The 20,573-nt window shown below is 57.9% G+C and carries 21 protein-coding genes; 17 read left to right on the top strand and 4 right to left on the bottom strand.

Annotated features, from left to right (window positions below; all coding sequences use genetic code 11):
- The first annotated feature begins 37 nt into the window (after positions 1 to 37).
- On the top strand, positions 38 to 1,228 hold the full coding sequence (locus tag ACG74X_RS01955) for a biopolymer transporter ExbB (RefSeq protein WP_411232351.1): 1,191 nt from the start codon (positions 38 to 40) through the stop codon (positions 1,226 to 1,228).
- Positions 1,229 to 1,231: 3 nt separating this feature from the next.
- A complete protein-coding gene (locus ACG74X_RS01950) occupies positions 1,232 to 3,172 on the top strand; it encodes a peptidoglycan -binding protein (protein WP_411232350.1) in 1,941 nt (646 codons plus the stop codon).
- Positions 3,173 to 3,174: 2 nt separating this feature from the next.
- Here ACG74X_RS01950 and ACG74X_RS01945 read toward each other — a convergent pair whose 3' ends face one another.
- From ACG74X_RS01945 to gloB, 3 genes are all read right to left on the bottom strand, one after another.
- Positions 3,175 to 4,056, bottom strand: a complete 882-nt coding sequence (locus ACG74X_RS01945; protein ID WP_411232348.1) for a peptidoglycan DD-metalloendopeptidase family protein — start codon at positions 4,054 to 4,056, stop codon at positions 3,175 to 3,177.
- A 68-nt stretch (positions 4,057 to 4,124) separates the two neighbouring features.
- Positions 4,125 to 6,449, bottom strand: coding sequence for an ATP-dependent Clp protease ATP-binding subunit ClpA (gene clpA, locus ACG74X_RS01940; RefSeq protein ID WP_411232347.1), 2,325 nt, complete (start codon positions 6,447 to 6,449; stop codon positions 4,125 to 4,127).
- A gap of 153 nt (positions 6,450 to 6,602) precedes the next feature.
- Entirely contained in the window at positions 6,603 to 7,370 is a 768-nt protein-coding gene (gene gloB, locus ACG74X_RS01935; RefSeq protein WP_411232345.1) for a hydroxyacylglutathione hydrolase, read from the bottom strand.
- Positions 7,371 to 7,446: 76 nt separating this feature from the next.
- On the opposite strand from gloB, the gene ACG74X_RS01930 reads away from it, so the two are divergent.
- The 8 genes from ACG74X_RS01930 (at position 7,447) to ACG74X_RS01895 (ending at position 14,296) form a co-directional block, all read left to right on the top strand.
- On the top strand, positions 7,447 to 8,274 hold the full coding sequence (locus ACG74X_RS01930; RefSeq protein WP_411232343.1) for a methyltransferase domain-containing protein: 828 nt from the start codon (positions 7,447 to 7,449) through the stop codon (positions 8,272 to 8,274).
- Positions 8,275 to 8,549: 275 nt separating this feature from the next.
- Positions 8,550 to 9,116 carry a F0F1 ATP synthase subunit delta gene (locus tag ACG74X_RS01925; RefSeq protein WP_411232342.1) on the top strand — a complete coding sequence of 189 codons (567 nt, stop codon included), beginning with the start codon at positions 8,550 to 8,552 and terminating at the stop codon, positions 9,114 to 9,116.
- On the top strand, positions 9,117 to 10,655 hold the full coding sequence (gene atpA, locus ACG74X_RS01920; RefSeq protein WP_411232341.1) for a F0F1 ATP synthase subunit alpha: 1,539 nt from the start codon (positions 9,117 to 9,119) through the stop codon (positions 10,653 to 10,655). It abuts the gene before it with no gap.
- Between the two features lie 12 nt (positions 10,656 to 10,667).
- Complete coding sequence (locus ACG74X_RS01915; protein ID WP_411232339.1) at positions 10,668 to 11,549, top strand: F0F1 ATP synthase subunit gamma; 882 nt, start codon at positions 10,668 to 10,670, stop codon at positions 11,547 to 11,549.
- A complete protein-coding gene (locus tag ACG74X_RS01910; protein WP_411232338.1) occupies positions 11,546 to 11,911 on the top strand; it encodes a hypothetical protein in 366 nt (121 codons plus the stop codon). The genes ACG74X_RS01915 and ACG74X_RS01910 overlap by 4 nt, the downstream gene beginning before the upstream one ends.
- A 16-nt stretch (positions 11,912 to 11,927) precedes the next feature.
- Positions 11,928 to 13,352, top strand: a complete 1,425-nt coding sequence (atpD, locus tag ACG74X_RS01905) for a F0F1 ATP synthase subunit beta (RefSeq protein ID WP_411232337.1) — start codon at positions 11,928 to 11,930, stop codon at positions 13,350 to 13,352.
- A gap of 51 nt (positions 13,353 to 13,403) precedes the next feature.
- Positions 13,404 to 13,838: a F0F1 ATP synthase subunit epsilon gene (locus ACG74X_RS01900; RefSeq protein ID WP_411232336.1), complete on the top strand. Its 435-nt coding sequence runs from the start codon at positions 13,404 to 13,406 to the stop codon at positions 13,836 to 13,838.
- A gap of 107 nt (positions 13,839 to 13,945) precedes the next feature.
- The gene (locus ACG74X_RS01895) at positions 13,946 to 14,296 is read left to right on the top strand and encodes an H-type lectin domain-containing protein (RefSeq protein WP_411232335.1); all 351 of its coding nucleotides are present in this window, start codon (positions 13,946 to 13,948) and stop codon (positions 14,294 to 14,296) included.
- A gap of 63 nt (positions 14,297 to 14,359) precedes the next feature.
- Here ACG74X_RS01895 and ACG74X_RS01890 read toward each other — a convergent pair whose 3' ends face one another.
- Entirely contained in the window at positions 14,360 to 15,370 is a 1,011-nt protein-coding gene (locus ACG74X_RS01890; RefSeq protein ID WP_411232333.1) for a ribose-phosphate pyrophosphokinase, read from the bottom strand.
- Positions 15,371 to 15,473: 103 nt separating this feature from the next.
- On the opposite strand from ACG74X_RS01890, the gene ACG74X_RS01885 reads away from it, so the two are divergent.
- The 7 genes from ACG74X_RS01885 (at position 15,474) to ACG74X_RS01855 (ending at position 20,268) form a co-directional block, all read left to right on the top strand.
- Entirely contained in the window at positions 15,474 to 16,073 is a 600-nt protein-coding gene (locus tag ACG74X_RS01885) for a 2-hydroxychromene-2-carboxylate isomerase (protein ID WP_411232331.1), read from the top strand.
- Positions 16,073 to 16,879: an alpha/beta fold hydrolase gene (locus tag ACG74X_RS01880; RefSeq protein ID WP_411232330.1), complete on the top strand. Its 807-nt coding sequence runs from the start codon at positions 16,073 to 16,075 to the stop codon at positions 16,877 to 16,879. The genes ACG74X_RS01885 and ACG74X_RS01880 overlap by 1 nt, the downstream gene beginning before the upstream one ends.
- A 78-nt stretch (positions 16,880 to 16,957) precedes the next feature.
- On the top strand, positions 16,958 to 17,881 hold the full coding sequence (locus ACG74X_RS01875) for a tetratricopeptide repeat protein (protein ID WP_411232328.1): 924 nt from the start codon (positions 16,958 to 16,960) through the stop codon (positions 17,879 to 17,881).
- 27 nt (positions 17,882 to 17,908) lie between these two features.
- The gene (locus tag ACG74X_RS01870) at positions 17,909 to 18,553 is read left to right on the top strand and encodes an LON peptidase substrate-binding domain-containing protein (protein ID WP_411232326.1); all 645 of its coding nucleotides are present in this window, start codon (positions 17,909 to 17,911) and stop codon (positions 18,551 to 18,553) included.
- Positions 18,550 to 18,732, top strand: coding sequence for a Trm112 family protein (locus tag ACG74X_RS01865; protein ID WP_411232324.1), 183 nt, complete (start codon positions 18,550 to 18,552; stop codon positions 18,730 to 18,732). Before ACG74X_RS01870 ends, ACG74X_RS01865 begins: the two co-directional genes overlap by 4 nt.
- A gap of 73 nt (positions 18,733 to 18,805) precedes the next feature.
- Entirely contained in the window at positions 18,806 to 19,714 is a 909-nt protein-coding gene (truB, locus tag ACG74X_RS01860) for a tRNA pseudouridine(55) synthase TruB (RefSeq protein WP_411232323.1), read from the top strand.
- Positions 19,711 to 20,268, top strand: coding sequence for a DUF1643 domain-containing protein (locus tag ACG74X_RS01855; RefSeq protein ID WP_411232322.1), 558 nt, complete (start codon positions 19,711 to 19,713; stop codon positions 20,266 to 20,268). Before truB ends, ACG74X_RS01855 begins: the two co-directional genes overlap by 4 nt.
- Positions 20,269 to 20,573: the final 305 nt, after the last annotated feature.

Here is a 20,573-nt window from a genome sequence, read left to right as displayed (position 1 = left end):
GGGGAAGAATAAGAAAACCGCGTCAGGAACTGTCCGAATGGATCAGCCGGACATCGAGGCCGAGCCACATTTCTCTCAACCTGTGCGTCAGGTTTTGATGATGCTCCTTGTTCTGGGGCTGACCGGCGTTGGCGGGTTTCTGGCGCTGCCGCGTGTGCGCCCCGTGTTCGAGGCAAACCCGTATCTTAATGGGTTTATCCTGTTTGTGTTCGGCATCGGCGTGGTCGCCTGTTTTTGGCAGGTGTGGCAGCTGATTCAGTCTGTGCGCTGGATCGAAGCATTCGCCCGCGAACGAGAGGCCAGCTTTCAGACCAAAGCGCCCTTGCTGCTGGCCCCTTTGGCGACGCTGTTGCGGTCTCGGGGGCGGCGGATGCAGATCAATACGGCGTCCACACGCTCGATCCTGGATTCTGTTGCCACCCGCATAGACGAGGCGCGCGAGATCACGCGGTATATCGTCAATCTGCTGATCTTTCTTGGTTTGTTGGGCACCTTTTATGGATTGGCAACAACCGTCCCGGCCCTTGTTGACACCATCCGCGGGCTTGCCCCGGAAGACGGAGAAAGCGGGGCCGAGGTTTTTGCACGGCTGATGACCGGGTTGGACAGCCAATTGTCGGGAATGGGCGTCGCCTTTGCGTCGTCGCTGCTTGGATTGGCGGGGTCTTTGGTTGTCGGTCTGCTAGAGCTCTTTGCAGGTCACGGGCAAAACCGGTTCTATCGGGAACTGGAAGAATGGCTCAGCTCGATCACCAAGCTTGGGTTCTCAAGCGGCGAAAGCGATGGTGCCGGCGACATGGGCGCGACCGGTGTTGTGCTGGATCAGATGATCGAGCAAATGGAAATCATGCAAACACTTTTTGCCCGATCCGAAGAAGGGCGCAGTGAAGTTGAAAATCGCCTGGGTCAGCTTGGCGATGCTCTTGAACGGATGACCGAACGCATGGAGGCGACCGCGCCCACAGCAACGGCTTTTGCACGTATCGCCGAAGGACAAGAGCGCCTGATCGAAGTGTTGGATCAGAAGTCCGAAAACGAGGGTCTTGACGCCGAAAGCCGGATGCGGCTGCGGTCGATTGACGTGCAGATGTTGCGTATCCTCGAAGAGATTGCGGCAGGACGTCAGGAAACAATGGCGGAATTGCGCACCGATCTTTCGACCATCAGCCGTGCGCTTGATCGGCTGGCCCGCTCTGCCGGACGCCCGGCAGACAAGGGCGAGGGCTAGGCCATGGCCCTGTCCCGGCGCACCGGAGCCCGGTTCCAGGCCTCTATCTGGCCGGGTTTTGTGGATGCGATGACCGGGCTTTTGCTTGTTCTGATGTTTGTTCTGACGATCTTTATGGTGGTGCAGGCGGTTCTGCGTGACACGATTTCGGGTCAGGAAAACGAACTCAATACATTGTCCTCGGAGATCGCGGAACTGGCTGCTGCGCTGGGCTTGGAGCGGCGGCGCACCACCGAGTTGACCACAGAGCTGGGCGCGCTGACCGCGACCCTGGATGACACCCGCACCCGGCTGACCGAACAGGACACGATCATCGCGGCCCTTTCAGAAACCCGTGATCGGCAGGCGGCGGCGCTGGATGCGGCCGAGACACGGATTGCGTCGTTCGAGGCGCAGGTTGCTGGATTGTTGGCCGACCGCGATGCCGCGCGTTCGCAAATCACGGATCTGTCCGCAGAACGGGATGCGCTGACCACGGCCCGTGACCAACTGTTGAGCGAACAGGAGGCGCTGAACCTGGCATTGGCGACGGCCCGGAGTGAGATCGACGACCAGGCAGAAGCCGCGAGATTGGCCGCTGCGCGGCGCGAGGCGCTGGATGCGCTGGTGGCCGATCTTCAAGCCCGCAATCAAGAGGCCACGGCCCAGATCGGGGCATTGACAACGCAAGTCGAAACGCTTGACCGCGCGCTAAGTGATGAGGAAGCCGCCAAGCTGGCCGAGGCTGCCGCCGCCGACGCGTTGCGGGATCGGTTGGAAAACGCGGATGCGGAATTGACCGCGATGACCCTGGCGCTGGAACAGCAGCGGGCCGAGGCCGAAGAAACCCTGACCTTGCTGGCCGCCGCGCGCTTGGCAGAAGAAGATCTGAACGCCCGTTTGGCCGCAGCTTTGTTGGAAGGTCGCGAAACCACGTCAGACCTGCAATCACGGCTAGAGGCTCAGGCGGCCCAGATTGATGCGCTGGAAGCAGATCTTGAACAACAGCAGACAACCGCCGAAACGCAAAGATCGGATCTGATGGCGTCACTGAATGAGGCCGAAGCAGCGTTGTCCGACAGAACACAAACGCTCGACACCGTTCGAGAGCAATTGGTTGCGGCCCTGGCGGCAAAAGAAGCAGCGGACGTAGAGGCGGAAAACCGGCTGACGGAAAGCGAACAGCGACAAATCCTGCTGGAGCAGGCCCGCGCGGAATTGACTGCCGAAACAGAGCGCGCGACCGAGGCGCAACGTCAAACGGAATTGCTCAATCAACAGGTGGGCGCGTTGCGTCGCCAATTGGCATCGCTTCAAGGGCTTCTGGACGACGCTGTGGCCAAGGATATCGAAGCACAAATTCAATTGGAAAGCTTGGGCAGCGCATTGAACACAGCGCTGGCGCGCGTGGCGGCGGAAGAGCGGCGCAGACGGCAGTTGGAGGAAGAGGAACGCCAGCGGCTTGAGGCAGAGCGTCAACGTCTGGCGGGGGAGAACCAGAATCTGGAGCGCTACCGATCCGAGTTCTTTGGCCGGTTGCGCGAGGTTCTGGGCAATCGCGAGGGTGTTCGTATCGAAGGTGACCGGTTTGTGTTTTCGTCAGAAGTGTTGTTCGCACCGGGGCAGGCGGGTCTGTCGGTTGCGGGGCGGACCCAGATCGCCAATGTTGCGCGCATATTGCAGGACGTGTCCGCCGACATACCCGAGGAAATCGACTGGGTGATCCGTGTGGACGGTCACACTGATGATGTGCCCTTGTCCGGCCAAGGCCAGTTTGCTGACAATTGGGAATTGAGCCAGGCGCGGGCGTTGTCGGTTGTGCGGTATATGATCAATTTTCTGGATATTCCGCCCAATCGCTTGGCGGCCAACGGATTTGGTCAATATCAGCCGGTGAACACAGACGATACCCCCCAAGCGCGGGCGCAGAACCGGCGGATCGAGCTGAAACTGACAGAGCAGTAACCTTAATCGACGGTCACATCCGTATGGCGCACGGCCAGGATGGTGTCTCCGCGAGTCAAGGTTACGTAGCCACGGTACACTCCACTTGGCCATCCTGTGCTGGGCGCACGCCGTCCGAAGGCGCGGAACAATTCGGTTTGATCCGCAGTCAGTTGCGCCTGATGTTCAAAGACCGGCCCGTCCGGTCCGGTCATGATCAGGTCAATCTTGTCTCCGGCATTTGCGTGAAACGCATGCCCATAAAGTACCATTGAATCACTTGGTGCAAGTATGGCGCGGCGGGCTGCCCCGGATTGAACCTCTTCCAGGTCAGGCACACTGTCCGAAACGGCGGCGGCAAAAAGGCCTGCATCAGTGTAAACTGGCGCGTCGATCCAAAGATTTTCAAACGGTTCCCCACATGCGTTGTTTTGGGTGGGCGCAAACGGGTCAATCACGTCGCTGCCTTGGGTGATCTTAAGCTGCAAATGGGGATAATTCGTCCGCCCGCTCAGCCCAACCTCACCCAAAAGCTGACCGGCCAAGACACGTTGTCCGGGGCTGACGCGTACCGATCCCAGTTTCATGTGGCAATAGATGGTTTGATACCCGTTGGCATGGTTGATCCGAACGGCGTTTCCACAGTCTTGTCCTTGCAAGTCCGTGCCGGGGACATATGGCTGATCGGGCAACGTATTGCGCGTGACCTCGACCCGGCCGTCTGCTGCGGCGACAACCCGGACACCTTGTTCCATTTGCTCAAAATCAAGAAGTGCGAAATCTGTTCCGGTGGTGCCATTGTCCGATTTCGTGCCGCAGCGGTAATCCGACACAGCATCGCTGGCATCAACGTCGGGGTAGGCATTGATCACGCAGGTTTCCCCCAGAACGCACTCCAGCGGCATCCCCAAAAAGGGCGCGTCCGCCAAAACGGGTGAGGCGGACGCGATGAGTATTGCGATCAGATGTCGGATCAATCCGCCGTCAGCAAAGGTGGTTTTTTGCTGGACAGGCGCGGGCTGTCCGGACCTTCGGTTTCCAGCAAAAGATTTCCATCCTTGACCGACACCTTGACCACGCCACCTTTTGCAAGCTTGCCAAAGAGCAGTTCTTCCGCCAGCGGCTTCTTGATCTCTTCCTGGATGACCCGACCCAGCGGGCGGGCCCCCATTTTGTCGTCGTAGCCTTTTTCGGCCAGCCATTCGGCGGCAGGTTTGGTCAGCTCGATTGTCACGTTGCGGTCCATGAGCTGCGCTTCGAGTTGGAGCACAAACTTTTCGACAACTTGCAGAATGACCTCTTTCGGCAGCGGCGCGAAAGAAATCACCGCATCCAGACGATTGCGGAATTCCGGCGTGAATGTGCGTTCGATCGCTGCCGTATCCTCGCCTTCGCGACGATCCCGGCCAAAACCGATTGCGGCTTTCGCCTGTTCCGCCGCACCGGCATTTGAGGTCATGATCAGAATCACGTTGCGGAAGCTGACGGTGCGCCCGTTGTGATCTGTCAAAGATCCGTGATCCATCACCTGCAAAAGAATGTTGTACACATCCGGGTGCGCTTTTTCGATCTCGTCAAGCAACAGCACACAATGCGGGTGCTGATCGACACCATCGGTCAACTGACCGCCTTGGTCGAACCCAACATAGCCCGGAGGCGCACCGATCAGGCGACTGACCGCGTGTTTCTCCATGTATTCGGACATGTCAAAGCGCAGCAGTTCTACACCCAGCGTATCTGCCAGTTGCTTGGCTACTTCGGTTTTGCCGACGCCGGTGGGGCCGGCGAACAGGTAGTTGCCAATCGGCTTTTCCGGTTCGCGCAAACCCGCGCGCGCCAGTTTGATCGCCGATGACAAGGCGTCGATCGCCGCGTTTTGACCAAAGACCACCCGCTTGAGCGACGCTTCGAGATCCTTGAGCACCTCTGCATCGTCCTTGCTGACATTCTTTGGCGGAATGCGTGCGATTTTGGCGACCACGGCTTCGATTTCTTTCGCACCCAATGTCTTGCGGCGCTTTGATTCTGCGACCAGATGCTGTGCGGCACCGGCTTCGTCGATCACGTCGATCGCCTTGTCCGGCAACTTGCGGTCATTGATATAACGTGCGGACAGTTCTACCGCGGTTTTGATCGCATCTACCGTGTATTTCACGCCGTGATGCTCTTCAAAATAGGGCTTGAGGCCTTTGAGGATTTTGATGGCATCATCTACCGTTGGTTCGTTCACATCGATCTTCTGGAACCGGCGGCTCAGCGCGCGGTCTTTTTCGAAGTGCTGACGGAATTCCTTGTAAGTGGTCGACCCCATGGTGCGCAATTTGCCACCCTGAAGCGCGGGCTTCAAAAGGTTGGAGGCATCCATCGCGCCGCCAGAGGTTGCCCCGGCACCGATGACGGTGTGAATCTCGTCAATAAACAGGACAGCGTCTTCATGCTCTTCCAGCTCTGTCACAACGGCTTTCAAACGCTCTTCAAAGTCGCCGCGATAGCGTGTGCCCGCCAAAAGCGCGCCCATATCAAGCGAATAGATCGTGGTGTTTGACAGCACGGCGGGTGTTTCACCCGACACGATCTTGCGCGCCAGACCTTCGGCAATCGCGGTTTTGCCGACACCGGGATCGCCCACCAAAAGCGGGTTGTTCTTGCGGCGGCGACACAGCACCTGAATGCAGCGTTCCACTTCGGAATCGCGGCCAATCAGCGGGTCAATATCGCCTTCGCGGGATTTGGCGTTCAAATCCACGCAATACTTGGCCAGAGCGGATTCTTTCTGCTCTCCCTGCGGTTCGGCTGATTGGGTGTCTTCCTCGTTGTCGGTCGCGCCAGAGACCGGACGGCTTTCACCGTAGGCCGGGTTTTTGGCAACGCCATGGGCAATAAAATTCACCGCATCATAGCGCGTCATGTCCTGATCCTGCAGGAAATAGGCTGCATTCGATTCCCGTTCGGCGAAGATTGCGACCAGAACGTTTGCGCCGGTGACTTCGGACCTGCCCGAGCTTTGCACATGGATCGCCGCCCGCTGAATGACCCGTTGGAATGCCGCCGTTGGCACCGCTTCGGACCCTTCGATATCGGTGACCAGATTGGACAGATCGTCGTCTATGTAATCCACCAGCGTTGTGCGCAGTTCTTCGGTGTCGACCGAACATGCCTTCATCACGCGGACAGCATCGGGTTCGTCGATCAGCGCAAGCAACAGGTGTTCCAGCGTCGCAAACTCATGCGACCGCGAGTTGGCGAGGGCCAATGCCGAATGGATTGCCTGCTCAAGGGTATTCGAAAATGAAGGCACGGAGTGCTCCTTCCATCTTTATTGTTCCGCAGGGTACGAAACAATTGTCATCATACTATTAAAGTGTGGCTGTTACCGGCGAACCTTCAAGTTTTTTCTTCATCTTGACAGGTCACAACCACGGGATTGGTGTCTTCGGGGACTCAAATTGCCTCAGAAGCGATCCTTCCGGGCGCGAATTTCTGCAAACACATCAACCGGCTCTGCGCCGATCATGTCGAGTTGGGCTTGGATTGCGGAATCAGCAGGGCGCAGGAACGGATTTGTCGCCAGTTCATCGGCCAACGTGCTGGGGACAGTGGGTTCGTTTCTGTCCCGCGCCATATTTATGCGTTCCATCCGGTCTTTCAAGTCTGGGTTGTCCGGATCGACCGTGATCGCGAATTTCGCGTTGGCTTGTGTGTATTCGTGACCGGAACAAATCAGTGTCGCTGGGTCCAGAGCGGCCAGTTTTTGCAGGCTGGTCCACATCTGTTCTGCCGTGCCTTCGAAAAGACGCCCGCATCCCAGCGCCATCAGGCTGTCTGCAGTGAACGCATATCCCGACTTGCGCAGCACAAAAGCAATATGTCCGGTGGTATGGCCAGGCACGTCCAGAACATCAACAACCTCGCCCCCGAATTCAAAAGCATCTCCATCGCCCACTTCTCGGTTAAGCGGTGGCAGACGGTGAATGTCTGCGGTGGCCCCGGTGACCTTTGCGTCGAATTCGGCCAAAAGATCATCGACGCCACCGACGTGATCGTGATGGTGATGGGTCAGCCAGATCTCGGTCAGGGGCCAGCCCCGTTTGGACAGTTCGGCCAAAATCGGTGCGGCCTCTGGCACGTCGATACAGGCGGTGTCACCGCTGGCGGCGTCGTGCAAAAGATATGTGTAATTGTCTGAAAGTGCTGGAATCGTGACAAGTTCGAGGGGCATGGCGTTTTTCACTTTCGCGGTTACAGTTGCAGATGGCTGGTGTTGGTGACCTTGGCTGAACAGAACGGAGGCCGCAATGCACCTTGATGTGCAGACTTTGCACAACTTCTACTACCGCAGTGCAATCGGGCGCGTTGCGCAGCGCGTGGTGCGCGATCAGGTCACCGCATTCTGGCCCAATGCCAAAAACCAAACGCTTGGCGGCTTTGGCTTCGCGGTGCCATTGTTGCGGCCTTATCTGTCCGATGCACGCCGGGTGATCGGGCTTATGCCGGGCCAGCAAGGTGTGATGCCATGGCCTGCCGAGAAACCGAACGTATCGGTTCTGTGCGAAGAAACGCTTTGGCCTGTCGAGAATGAGCGCTTTGACAAACTGGTGCTGATGCACGGTTTGGAAACGTCAGAGCGACAGTCAGCCTTGCTGGACGAATGTTGGCGCGTTCTGGCACCGGGGGCGAAGGCGCTTTTTATTGTGCCAAACCGCTCCGGGCTTTGGGCGCGGTCGGACGAGACGCCTTTCGGATATGGGCGTCCCTATTCCATGGGCCAGCTTGAGGCGCAACTCAAAGCGCATCATTTTGAGCCGCTGCGCCACGCCGCCGTGCTGTACCAGCCGCCATCAACGCGGCGGTTCTGGATGAAGACCGGACCGATGTGGGAGAAAATCGGACGCAGTGTATCGGCCTTGGTGGCGGGCGGCATCTTTATGGTCGAGGTGTCCAAGATATCGCCAAAACCAAGCGGAACACGCGCCACCAGTCGGGTTCTGAACCCGCTGGGTCATCTTGTCCCGGCCCCCAACGCCAAACCTGCCCGCGCCCGCTTGCCGGTTGACGTGTCGCGGGTGACTTCGGAGCGGGCGTCATGCCGCGACGGCGGGAACCAAAGGGGTTGCAGATCCTGACCATCGGCAATCAGATTGCAGCAATCAGGAATCGCGAAAGACGACAAATCGCGCCGTGATAGCGCAATTTCATTTCGCGCAATCCGTCGCACTTGCCCTTAAACCCCTGAAAATAAGGAAAATGGGCAAAATTCCTAATTCATCATAACCCGTTGCGGGCTTCGAAAGCCTCTGCTACATCCGCGCTGATTTCTATGCCATGCGGCATTTGCCCAACTGAACACACCTCTGACCTCCGATGATTATACGGGGCTCGGGGGCAAACTAGCGGAAGGATGGACGTGTCCGAACCAGCATCCATTTCCTCTGGCATTGCAGACCGTTATGCCATGGCGGTCTTTGACCTTGCCACTGAGGGTAAAGAGCTCGACAAGCTTGAGGCGAATTTAGACGATCTGTCGGAAGCGCTGGAAAACAGCGATGATTTGACCAAGCTCATTCATTCGCCAATCTACAGCCGGGACGAGCAATCGAATGCAATTTCCGCTGTTGCTGCGAAAATGGGGCTGACCGAAACAATGCAGAACGTTCTGGCGCTGATGGCGTCTAAGCGTCGTCTGTTTGTTCTACCGCAGATGATCACGCGGCTTCGCGCGCTCATCGCCGAAGAAAAAGGCGAAGTCACAGCAGATGTGTCGTCCGCGATCAAACTGTCTGCAGCGCAAGCCAAAGAGCTGGCAGCGACGCTGAAGGCGCAGGTTGGCAAAGACGTTAAGATTAATGCGACCGTGGATGAAAGCCTCATCGGCGGTCTTGTTGTTAAAGTGGGCTCGAAAATGATCGACACGTCGATCCGTTCCAAGCTCAACTCCCTCCAGAATGCAATGAAAGAGGTCGGATAAATGGGTATCCAAGCAGCCGAAATTTCTGCGATCCTTAAGGACCAGATCAAAAACTTCGGGCAGGACGCCGAAGTCACCGAGGTGGGCCGCGTCCTTTCCGTGGGTGACGGTATTGCGCGCGTTTATGGCCTCGACAACGTTCAGGCCGGTGAAATGGTCGAATTTCCGGGCGGAATTCGCGGCATGGCGCTCAACCTTGAGTCCGACAACGTCGGTATCGTGATTTTCGGCTCTGACCGGGACATCAAGGAAGGCGACACCGTCAAACGCACCAACGCGATTGTGGACGTGCCCGTGGGCGACGCTCTGCTGGGCCGCGTTGTTGACGGTCTGGGCAACCCGATCGACGGCAAGGGTCCGATTGAAACAACCGAACGTGCCGTGGCCGAGGTCAAGGCACCGGGCATTATCCCGCGTAAATCGGTTCACGAGCCGATGGCGACCGGCCTCAAGGCCGTGGATTCCATGATCCCAATCGGCCGTGGTCAGCGAGAGCTGATCATTGGTGACCGCCAGACAGGTAAAACAGCCGTCGCGCTTGATGCGATGCTGAACCAGAAATCCTATAACGAAGCGGCAGGCGACGACGAAAGCAAGAAGCTTTACTGCGTCTATGTTGCGATTGGTCAAAAGCGGTCCACTGTGGCGCAGCTGGTGAAAAAGCTGGAAGAAAGCGGCGCGATCGAGTATTCGATCGTGGTTGCGGCCACAGCATCCGATCCCGCGCCTTTGCAGTTCCTCGCACCCTATGCCGCCACTTCAATGGCCGAGCATTTCCGCGACAATGGTCGCCACGCGCTGATTATCTATGATGACCTGTCCAAACAGGCCGTCGCGTATCGCCAGATGTCCCTGCTTCTGCGTCGCCCGCCGGGCCGCGAGGCGTATCCGGGTGACGTTTTCTACCTGCACTCGCGCCTGCTGGAACGCTCCGCAAAGCTGGGCGAAGATCATGGTTCCGGTTCCTTGACCGCTCTGCCGGTGATCGAAACCCAGGGTGGCGACGTGTCTGCCTTTATTCCGACAAACGTGATCTCGATCACCGATGGTCAGATTTTCCTCGAAACGGAACTCTTCTACCAGGGTATCCGCCCGGCGGTGAACACCGGTCTGTCGGTATCCCGTGTGGGGTCGTCTGCGCAAACCAAAGCGATGTCGAGCGTGGCGGGGCCCGTGAAACTGTCGCTGGCTCAGTACCGCGAAATGGCCGCCTTTGCGCAGTTCGGGTCCGACCTTGATGCCTCCACACAGCAGTTGCTGGCCCGTGGTGCGCGCCTGACCGAGCTGATGAAACAGCCGCAGTATTCGCCGCTGACCAACGCTGAAATCGTGTGCGTGATCTTTGCGGGCACCAACGGGTATCTCGACAAGGTCGACGTGTCCGATGTTGGCCGGTTTGAAGCGGGGCTGCTTGCCCATCTGCGTGGCAAGCATCAAGACCTGCTCGACGACATCACCAACAACGACCGTAAGGTGAAGGGCGAGCTGGCGGACAAGATCAAGGCCGCGCTCGACGAATACGCAGCCGACTTCTCGTAAGGGGGCTGGGCAATGCCAAGTCTTAAGGACCTGAAAAACAGGATCGAGTCGGTCAAATCGACCCGCAAGATCACCAAGGCCATGCAAATGGTGGCCGCCGCAAAACTGCGGCGGGCGCAGGATGCTGCCGAACAGTCGCGCCCCTACACCGAACGCTTTAACGCGGTTCTGGGTGCCCTGGCGGCAAGTGTGGGCAACAGCGACAGCGCGCCAAAGCTGCTGAGCGGAACAGGCAAAGACGACGTGCATCTTCTTGTCGTCATGACCTCGGAACGCGGTTTGTGTGGTGGCTTTAACGCCAACATCGCCAAGATGGCCAAGCAAAAGGCGACCGAACTGCTGGGTCAGGGCAAAACGCTCAAGATCCTGACAGTGGGCAAAAAAGGCCGTGACGCGATCAAGCGGGAATTCGGGGATTACTTTGTCGGTCACGTTGACCTGAGCGAAGTCAAACGCGTGGGCTATGCTGACGCGCAAGGCATTGCCAAGGACATTTTGGCCCGCTTTGACGGTGGTGAATTTGACGTTGCCACGATCTTCTATTCGAAGTTTGTCAATGTGGTCAGTCAGATCCCGACCGAACAGCAGATCATCCCGGCGGCGTTTGATGCGCCCGAGGGTGACAGCGACGGGGCCACAACGCTTTACGATTACGAACCGGATGAAGAAGCCATTCTTGCCGATCTTCTGCCGCGCGGAGTTGCAACGCAAATCTTTGCCGCGCTGCTTGAGAACGGTGCCTCTGAACAGGGGGCCCGGATGAGCGCGATGGACAACGCAACGCGCAACGCGGGCGAGATGATCGAAAAGCTGACGATCCAATACAACCGTTCACGTCAGGCCGTGATTACCAACGAACTGATCGAGATTATCTCGGGCGCGGAGGCGCTATGAACCCGACTAGAGAGATGATCCAGGAAAAAATAAACGAAATCAAAGAGCCTTTCAAAAAGAGCGGGGTGAAATTGTCTGGTCGTGATTGTGCTTATATCTTAGCCTATCACAGAGAGAGCGCTGAAGCATTTTCGATTGAGGGCATCTGGGACAAGCGCGTTCCTCGCGATATAAAAGACCGTTTCAAAGGGTTTAGTACCGACAAATTGCAAGACACTCAGGTAATTCGTGACAGGTTGCTGCAGTATGGATTTTTGCACACTGATGACGGCAGAACTTTCTCGCTTACTCAAAAAGCCCTAGACTTCGTGGAAGTGCTTGAGGGGCGTGGACCAAATACCAGGGTTGCGGAAGCACCCTAAGAACCGGAGACGAAACATGGCAAACGCAACAGGCAAAATCACTCAGGTGATCGGTGCCGTCGTGGACGTTCAGTTCGACGGCGACCTGCCCGCTATTTTGAACTCGCTGACCACAGACAACAACGGCAAGACGCTGGTGTTGGAAGTGGCCCAGCACCTTGGCGAAAACTCGGTACGAACCATTGCGATGGACGCGACCGAAGGTCTGGTGCGTGGTGCCCCTGTGACCGACACTGGCGCGCCCATTCAGGTGCCGGTTGGTAAAGCCACGCTCGGCCGCATCCTGAACGTCACCGGGGATCCGGTTGATGAAAAGGGCCCGGTTGAAACGGACGAAACCCGCGCGATCCACGGCGACGCGCCTGATTTCGCGGCACAGTCGACCGAGACCGAGATTCTGACCACAGGCATCAAGGTGATCGACCTGCTCGCCCCGTATACCAAGGGCGGCAAGATTGGCCTCTTCGGCGGTGCTGGTGTGGGCAAGACGGTTCTGATCATGGAGCTGATCAACAACATCGCCAAAGTGCACTCTGGTCTGTCCGTGTTTGCGGGTGTTGGTGAACGGACGCGTGAAGGCAATGACCTCTATCACGAGATGATCGAATCCGGCGTTATCGTTCCCGAGAACATGCAGGACTCGAAAATTGCACTGGTCTACGGCCAGATGAATGAGCCTCCCGGAGCGCGTATGCGCGTTGCCCTGTCCGGTCTGACATTGGCTGAACAGTTCCGTGATGAATCTGGATCTGATGTTCTGTTCTTCGTGGACAACATTTTCCGCTTTACGCAGGCCGGTTCCGAAGTGTCCGCCCTTCTGGGCCGTATCCCGTCTGCTGTGGGCTACCAACCGACGCTGGCCACAGACATGGGCGCGATGCAGGAACGCATCTCCTCGACCAAGAATGGCTCGATCACCTCGGTTCAGGCCGTCTACGTGCCTGCGGACGACTTGACTGACCCGGCACCTGCAACATCCTTTGCGCACCTCGATGCGACGACGGTTCTGGATCGTGCGATTTCGGAAAAGGGCATCTACCCGGCGGTTGACCCGCTTGGTTCGACCTCGCGTCTGCTTGATCCGTTGATCATTGGTGAAGAGCATTACAAAGTTGCCACCGACGTGCAGCAGATCCTTCAGCGCTACAAGTCGTTGCAGGACATCATTGCCATTCTGGGCATGGACGAATTGTCGGAAGACGACAAACTGGCCGTGGCGCGCGCGCGCAAGATCGAACGCTTCCTGTCGCAGCCGTTTGACGTGGCAAAGGTCTTTACCGGCTCTGACGGCATTCAGGTTCCGCTCGAAGACACCATCGCGTCGTTCAAGGCGGTTGTGGCCGGTGAGTATGACCACCTTCCCGAAGGCGCGTTCTACATGGTTGGCGGCATCGAGGATGTGAAAGCCAAAGCCGAAAAGATGGCCGCAGAAGCCGCTTAAATCGCAAAAGGGTGTGGGCCTGTCCCGCACCCATCGTGAACGGAGATACACATGGCAGACACCATGCAATTCGATCTGGTCAGCCCCGAACGCAGCCTGATGTCCACTCAGGTCAAATCGGTGCAGATCCCGGGTGCGGATGGCGATATGACCGCCATGCCAAACCACGCGCCGCTGATCACGACGCTGCGTCCCGGTCTGCTGACGGTGGAAACCGAAACCGGCACGGAAGAATTCGTCGTTACCGGCGGATTTGCCGAGCTGGGCGAAACCCTGTCCGTTCTGGCAGAGCGCGCGGTCCCAAAAGCCGAGGTTGATCAGGCCATGTACGAAGCAATGGTCGACGAGGCCCACGCCGCCTATCAGCAGACGAAAGAAGCGTTCAAGAATGAACCGGGCCCCGTGGATGACGCGGTGAAACTTTTGTCAGATATGGTGGCAGTTGGCGGGCATATCGGGCTGTCCACGAAACAGCCGTCGCTGTAACAGCAACCGGGTTGTCAAAGACAATAGCCTCGCAGCGATGCGGGGCTTTTTTGTTTTCTTCCGCAGATCTATTCATATATCGAACACACGAGGTCCGAGGCGGTAGAATGCAGATAGTAAACAGTGCGCGGGTTGGGATCGCTCAGGGATCAGTTGACCTGTTTTCCGACTATGAAATCGGTGGAGAAATGTGGACGGGCGAAGGCTTGCGTTCTCGCAGTCAATGGGTCGCGTTCGAGCAGCCTTTTTCCGTGCCGCCAGCGGTGCATGTCACCTTGACCCTGTGGGATATGGACAGTGCCCACAATGTGCGGGCTGACCTGAAAGCAGAGAAAGTGTCCGAAACCGGGTTCGAAGCGGTCTTTCAAACGTGGAAAGACACTCGCGTCGCGCGCGTTCGGATCTCTTGGCTGGCTGTTGGCGCGGCCTTGACCGACGATGATTGGGATGTCGAATAGCCGGGTTCTGTCATTTCAGGCCGCACGGATGGCCCCGCGCGACGCTACCGGTCCGAGGCCGGTTTAGAGGATGCCCTCGTAAATTGGACCAAGCGTGTCGCTTTCGAACAGGGACGACACCGATGTGCCGTTCCACGTGTTCAGGATGGCCTGCGCGAACATCGGTGCCGTGGGTACGATGCGAATGTTTCTGGCATTTGCCACTGCTTCTGTGGCCTCGATGCTGTCGGTGATGACCAAAGACTTCATGACAGAATTCGTCACCCGTTCGACCGCAGGGCCGCTCAGGACGCCGTGTGTGATATAGGAATGCACCTCGGTTGCGCCATGCTCCATCAGAACTTCGGCGGCTTTGCATAGCGTGCCGGCGGTGTCGCAGATGTCATCCACGATGATACATTTCTTGCCGCTGACCTCTCCAATTACGGTCATCTCGGCCACTTCGCCCGCTTTCTCGCGGCGCTTGTCCACAATGGCCAGTGGCGCATTGATCCGTTTGGCCAATTCACGGGCCCGGCCCACACCGCCGACATCCGGGGACACAACCATGATATCCGATGCGTCGCCTTTGAATTGGTTCAGGATATCCAGCGCAAAAATCGGTGAGGCATATAGGTTATCGACGGGCATGTCGAAAAACCCCTGAATCTGCGTCGCGTGAAGATCCATCGTCAGAACGCGTTCGATGCCCGCTTCTGCAATCATGTTGGCCACAAGCTTGGCCGTGATCGGTGTACGCGCCTTGGTGCGGCGGTCCTGTCGGGCATATCCGAAATAGGGGATCACGGCCGTGATACGCGCCGCTGACGATCGGCGCAGCGCATCTGACATGATCAGCAGTTCCATCAGATTGTCATTGGCTGGGTTCGAGGTGGGCTGAATGATGAACATATCCTCGCCCCGGACGTTCTCGAACACCTCGACAAAGACTTCCTGATCGTTGAAACGCTCCACACGCGCATCCACCAATCCCACAGAGGTGCCGCGATACATGGTCATCCGCCGGGCAATGCCCTTGGCAAGCGGCATGTTCGCGTTGCCAGAGATCAGTTTGGGTTCATCAATGGACGGCATAAGGGCAGCTCCGTGCTGGTCAGATATGGCAGATTCGCGATGTTGCGCTCGCCTTAGCATGGGCCTACCGTCCCGCAAAGCAAACACGCGGAGAGGGTGCCAAATGGCCCACATTGATTACTTTTTCTCAACACTGTCGCCATATGCCTATCTTGCCGGAACCCGTATGGAGGACGTGGCCGCGAAACATGGGGCCAGTATCACCTACAAACCTCTGGACATTCTGACGTTGTTTGGCCGCACCGGTGGAACCGCCCCCAATGACCGCCACCCAAGCCGACAGGAATGGCGCGCGCAGGAGCTCGACCGCCAATCCAAAAAGCTGGGGCTTCCGTTAAATCTAAAGCCCGCCTTTTGGCCGACCAACGCGGCCCCGTCTTCTTATGCGATCATCGCGGCGCAATCCGCCGGGGGTGGTGATCTGGGCAAGCTTGTCCATGGTTTTCTGGCCGCGGTCTGGGCACAAGACAAGGACATTGCCCAAGACGACGTGGTGCGCGCGACATTGGCGGATGCCGGGTTCGATCCGGCATTGGCCGACAGTGGGTTGTTGGCTGGTGCTGAAACCTATGCCCGCAATCTTGAAGACGCTGTCGCACGCGGGGTGTTTGGTGCGCCGTTCTATATCACCGACACCGACCAACGGTTCTGGGGGCAGGACAGGATCGCTGACCTGGATATGTACCTGTCCGGCGCATTTTGATGCCACACCGCCAAAGGGGCGGGTTTCCCGTCTATGAGCGAAGCTTTGGCCATGGCGACGAACGGGCGGTTCTTCTGCATTGCGCTTTGGCGCATTCCAAATCATGGGCGCGATTGGCCGCGCTTTTGTCCGAACGGCTGACAATGCTGGCCCCCGATATGCCCGGGCACGGACGCAGTGCGGCCTGGGATCACAGATGTGATATCCACGATCAGGTCACGGCCATTGCCAAAGATTGCCTTGAAAACGGCGGTCACCTGATCGGGCACAGTTTTGGGGCCACGGTTGCGTTGCGTGTTGCGATGGAAAACCCCGACGCTGTGTACAGTTTGATCTTGATCGAACCGGTGCTGTTTGCCGCCGCAAAACAAAGCGATCCACTCGTCTTTCAGGAATACACGCGGGAACAGGCGGTACTGGGGCAGGCGCTCAAACGCGGAGATTGGGAGACAGCGGCAAAAGAGTTCACGCGGGTCTGGGGGGCCGGCCCCAGCTGGGACTCTTTGACCGAAAAAGAACGTATGATGTTCACCAGCCAAATGCCCCTTATCCGGGAAACCGAGGATACGCTGTTGCACGATCTGGCCGGGCTGCTGCGTCCGGGGCGGTTGGAACGCATCGCGTGCCCAACTCTGCTGATTTCGGGCGGGGCGACAAACCCGGTCATCCCGGCCATTCATCACACTCTGGCGCGGCGGTGTCCCCGGGCACAAAGCGTGGTTATCCCCAAGGCCGGTCACATGGCACCGATCACTCATCCTCAGCCGGTTGCTTCGGCTATCCTAGCGCATCTGGATCGGGTCTAGGCTCCAGCCCCTTGCAACATGCGGATCGGTGCGCCATCTACCGCTGTGAAGTAACGGCACCCGTGACAGGAGACAGGTATGATCGAACTCGGACAAGGCCCCGCAGACACCGATCTGATCAAAGACGTTTCGGATCAGAGTTTCATGGTCGATGTGATCGAGGCCAGCAATGACGTGCCGGTCATCGTGGATTTCTGGGCACCATGGTGTGGCCCCTGCAAAACCCTTGGGCCGATGCTCGAAGACGCGGTCAAAGCCGCGCGCGGTGCGGTGAAAATGGCCAAAGTCAATGTCGACGAAGCCCAGCAGATCGTTGCCGCCCTGTCGCAACAGGGTTTGCCGCTGCAATCGATCCCGACTGTGGTTGCCATTTACCAGGGCCGTCCGATCGACATGTTTCAGGGGGCGGTTCCGCAATCCGAAATAACCAGCTTTATAGAACGCGCGGTCAAAGCCGCTGGCGGCGATGCCAGCGGCGGTCTTGATGATGCCGTCACCGCCGCCGAAGAGATGCTGGAAGACGGGGCGGCAGTGGACGCGGCACAGACCTTTTCAGCGGTGCTTGCGGAAGATCCGAACCACGCGGCGGCCTATGGCGGTCTTGTCCGGGCGCATATCGCAATGGACGAACTGGATCAGGCCGAAGCCATCCTGAATGGGGCCCCTGCGGAAATCTCCGCCAGCCCAGAGCTTGAGGCGGCCCATGCCCAGCTGGAATTGGCGAAACAGGCCAGCAATTCGGGTCCGGTGAGCGAGCTGGAAGCCGCGGTCGCGGCAGATGAGAACAATCACCAGGCCCGTTTTGATCTTGCACAGGCGCTTTATTCAGCCGGGAACGGGCAAGAGGCGGTTGACCAATTGCTTGAATTGTTCCGCCGTGATCGCGAATGGAACGATGGCGCTGCGAAGGCCCAATTGATGACCATATTTGACGCTCTCAAGCCAAATGATCCGGTTGCGCTCAATGGCCGTCGTCGGCTTAGCTCGATGATATTTGCCTGATCAGACCTTGGGGCTACCTTCATTCACATGACACGAGTCACTGAATTGCCGGGGTCCATCCCCATCTTTCCGTTGCCCGGGGCGCTGTTGCTGCCTCGCGCTCGGTTGCCGCTGCACCTGTTCGAGCCACGCTATCTGCAAATGCTTGAAGATGCTATGAAAACGCCCGCCCGATTGATTGGGATGATCCAACCCAATGTGCGACCCAACGGGGATCAGACTGCTGTCCACCGCATCGGATGCGCCGGGCGGATCACCCAGTTTTCGGAAACAGAGGATGGTCGCTACATGATCACCCTGACCGGAATATCGCGTTTTCGCGTCGAGACAGAAGTTGAAGGCTTCACGCCGTATCGCAAATTCGAGGTAAACTGGGACGGGTTTGACCGGGACCAGGGCGGGCCAGAACATGACCGGGGGTTTGACCGCGACATGTTCCTCGATCTTCTTGATCGGTATTTTGCCGCTCGTGATTTATCGGCGGATTGGGCCACGCTGAAAGATGCCGACGATGAATTATTGATCAATTCGCTGTCGATGCTGCTGGATTTTGAGCCAGAAGAAAAACAAGCCCTGCTTGAAGCGCCATCATTGTCGACCCGTCGCGAGACCCTGGTCACCTTGATCGAATACGCGCTGCGCGGCGGGCAAGCCGAGGATATCCTGCAATGACAACCGACCATGGATTCGACCGCAAAATGCTCGAAGCTCTGGTCTGCCCGCAGACCCAGGCGCGGCTTGAATATGACGCTGCAAGGCAGGAACTGGTCAGCCATGCAGCCCATTTGGCCTATCCGATCCGGGACGGTATTCCAGTGATGCTCATCGACGAGGCCCGCGATCTGGATTGATCCGCATTTGCCCGAATTGACAGGCTCCGCCCCCTGAGATACCTCGCCGGTCTTCACAGCCAAAGAGGACATCATGGGACGCAAACGTAAGGGGCGCGATATTTCGGGTTGGCTGGTTGTCGACAAACCTGCGGGCCTGACCTCAACCGCCGTTGTGAACAAAGTGCGCTGGGCGTTTGATGCCAAAAAGGCCGGTCACGCTGGCACGCTTGACCCCGAGGCAACCGGTGTTCTGGCCGTGGCGTTGGGCGAGGCGACAAAAACCGTTCCCTATATCACGGACGCGTTGAAAGCGTACGAATTCACCGTACGATTGGGACAAGCGACACGCACCGACGATGCCGAAGGCGACGTGATTGCGACCTCGGATCTCCGGCCATCCGACGACGAAATCAAAGAAGCCCTGCACCAGTTTGTCGGTGACATCCAACAGGTGCCGCCACAGTTTTCCGCCGTGAAAATCGACGGAGAACGGGCCTACAAGCGGGCCCGCGACGGGCAAGACATGGACCTGGCGGCCCGGCCCTTGTGGGTCGAAGAATTGACGTTGCTGGATCGCCCGGACAAAGACCACGCCATTCTGGAACTCGTCTGCGGCAAGGGCGGCTATGTCCGGTCCATCGCGCGGGATTTGGGCGAAGCTTTGGGGTGCTACGGTCACGTTCTGCAGCTCCGGCGCACATGGTCGGGGCCCTTCGATGCAGAAGACGGATTGCAGCTGGATCACATCGAAAATATTGCCCGGACATCAGAGCTGGATACATATTTGCAGCCCGTCGCGGTTGGGCTTGCCGACTTGCCAGAACTGACCTGTGCACCAGATGCGGCAGCCCGGTTGCGCAACGGCAACCCGGCGATGGTGGTCGCCTCGGCCATAGACTACGGAACGGAATGTTGGGTGTCGTTTGAGGGCGAACCGATCGCGGTGGGTCGCTACAAATTTGGCGAACTCCACCCGACGCGGGTGTTTGTGCCGACATGATGTTGCTTCCGTCCAGGCTTCACAAAAGCTTGGTGGAGCGGTCACACGAGGCTGACGGCTGCGCGTCGCGCGTCTGGTATTCGCCGTGTGACACGTTTCGCTATGGCCTGTCGCGCATCTGGGATGCCGGCCTGCCGTCGGTGTTGTTCATTATGTTGAACCCGTCCACCGCGGACGAATTCCGCAATGACCCGACAGTCGCGCGCTGTGAAACACGCGCCCGGCGGATGGGTTACGGGGCGATGATGATTGCAAACATCTTTGCCTTCCGCGCCACGAAGCCAACTGATCTCAAAGCAGCCAAAGATCCGAATGGGCCGTTGAATGATGATATTCTGGCCCATTGCGCGCAGACGGCACAGATGACCATCGCCGCCTGGGGCGCGCATGGAGACCATCTTGGACGCGGGCGTAGCATGGCGCTGCGGTTGCCGGATCAACTGTACCATCTTGGCCTGACCAAACAGGGCCATCCGCGACACCCGCTCTATGTTTCGTTCGACACGCCTCCAAACGCATGGCCGAGACACGCCCGCTATACTGAAACGCCTTAAACTCCAGGTTTTTCTCTTCGCGCCCCGTTTTGGCGGTTTTCTGGCAACAGCATGTTTACTCCTTTGCCCTAAGCTAACGGTCAATCGCTTGCGTTGAAGGATGTCATGGTTCTTATTTCGATCTGCCTTTTGTGTCTGTTGGCTGTCTCTCTTTTTATTCTCGCCAGAACGCGTCATAGGTCGACATCGGTTCGATCCGCCTATGTTTCACCGCCAGCGGATTGGCCCGATATACCGGTATCAACTTTGCAGCTGTTTCAGCGTGAGGGCCGTATCAATGCCCCGATGCCCCGCCGCCGGGTGCC

It is taken from the genome of Marivita sp. S0852 (genome assembly GCF_046591575.1).
Classification (GTDB): domain Bacteria; phylum Pseudomonadota; class Alphaproteobacteria; order Rhodobacterales; family Rhodobacteraceae; genus Marivita.
This window is presented reverse-complemented; position numbering and strand designations above follow the sequence as displayed.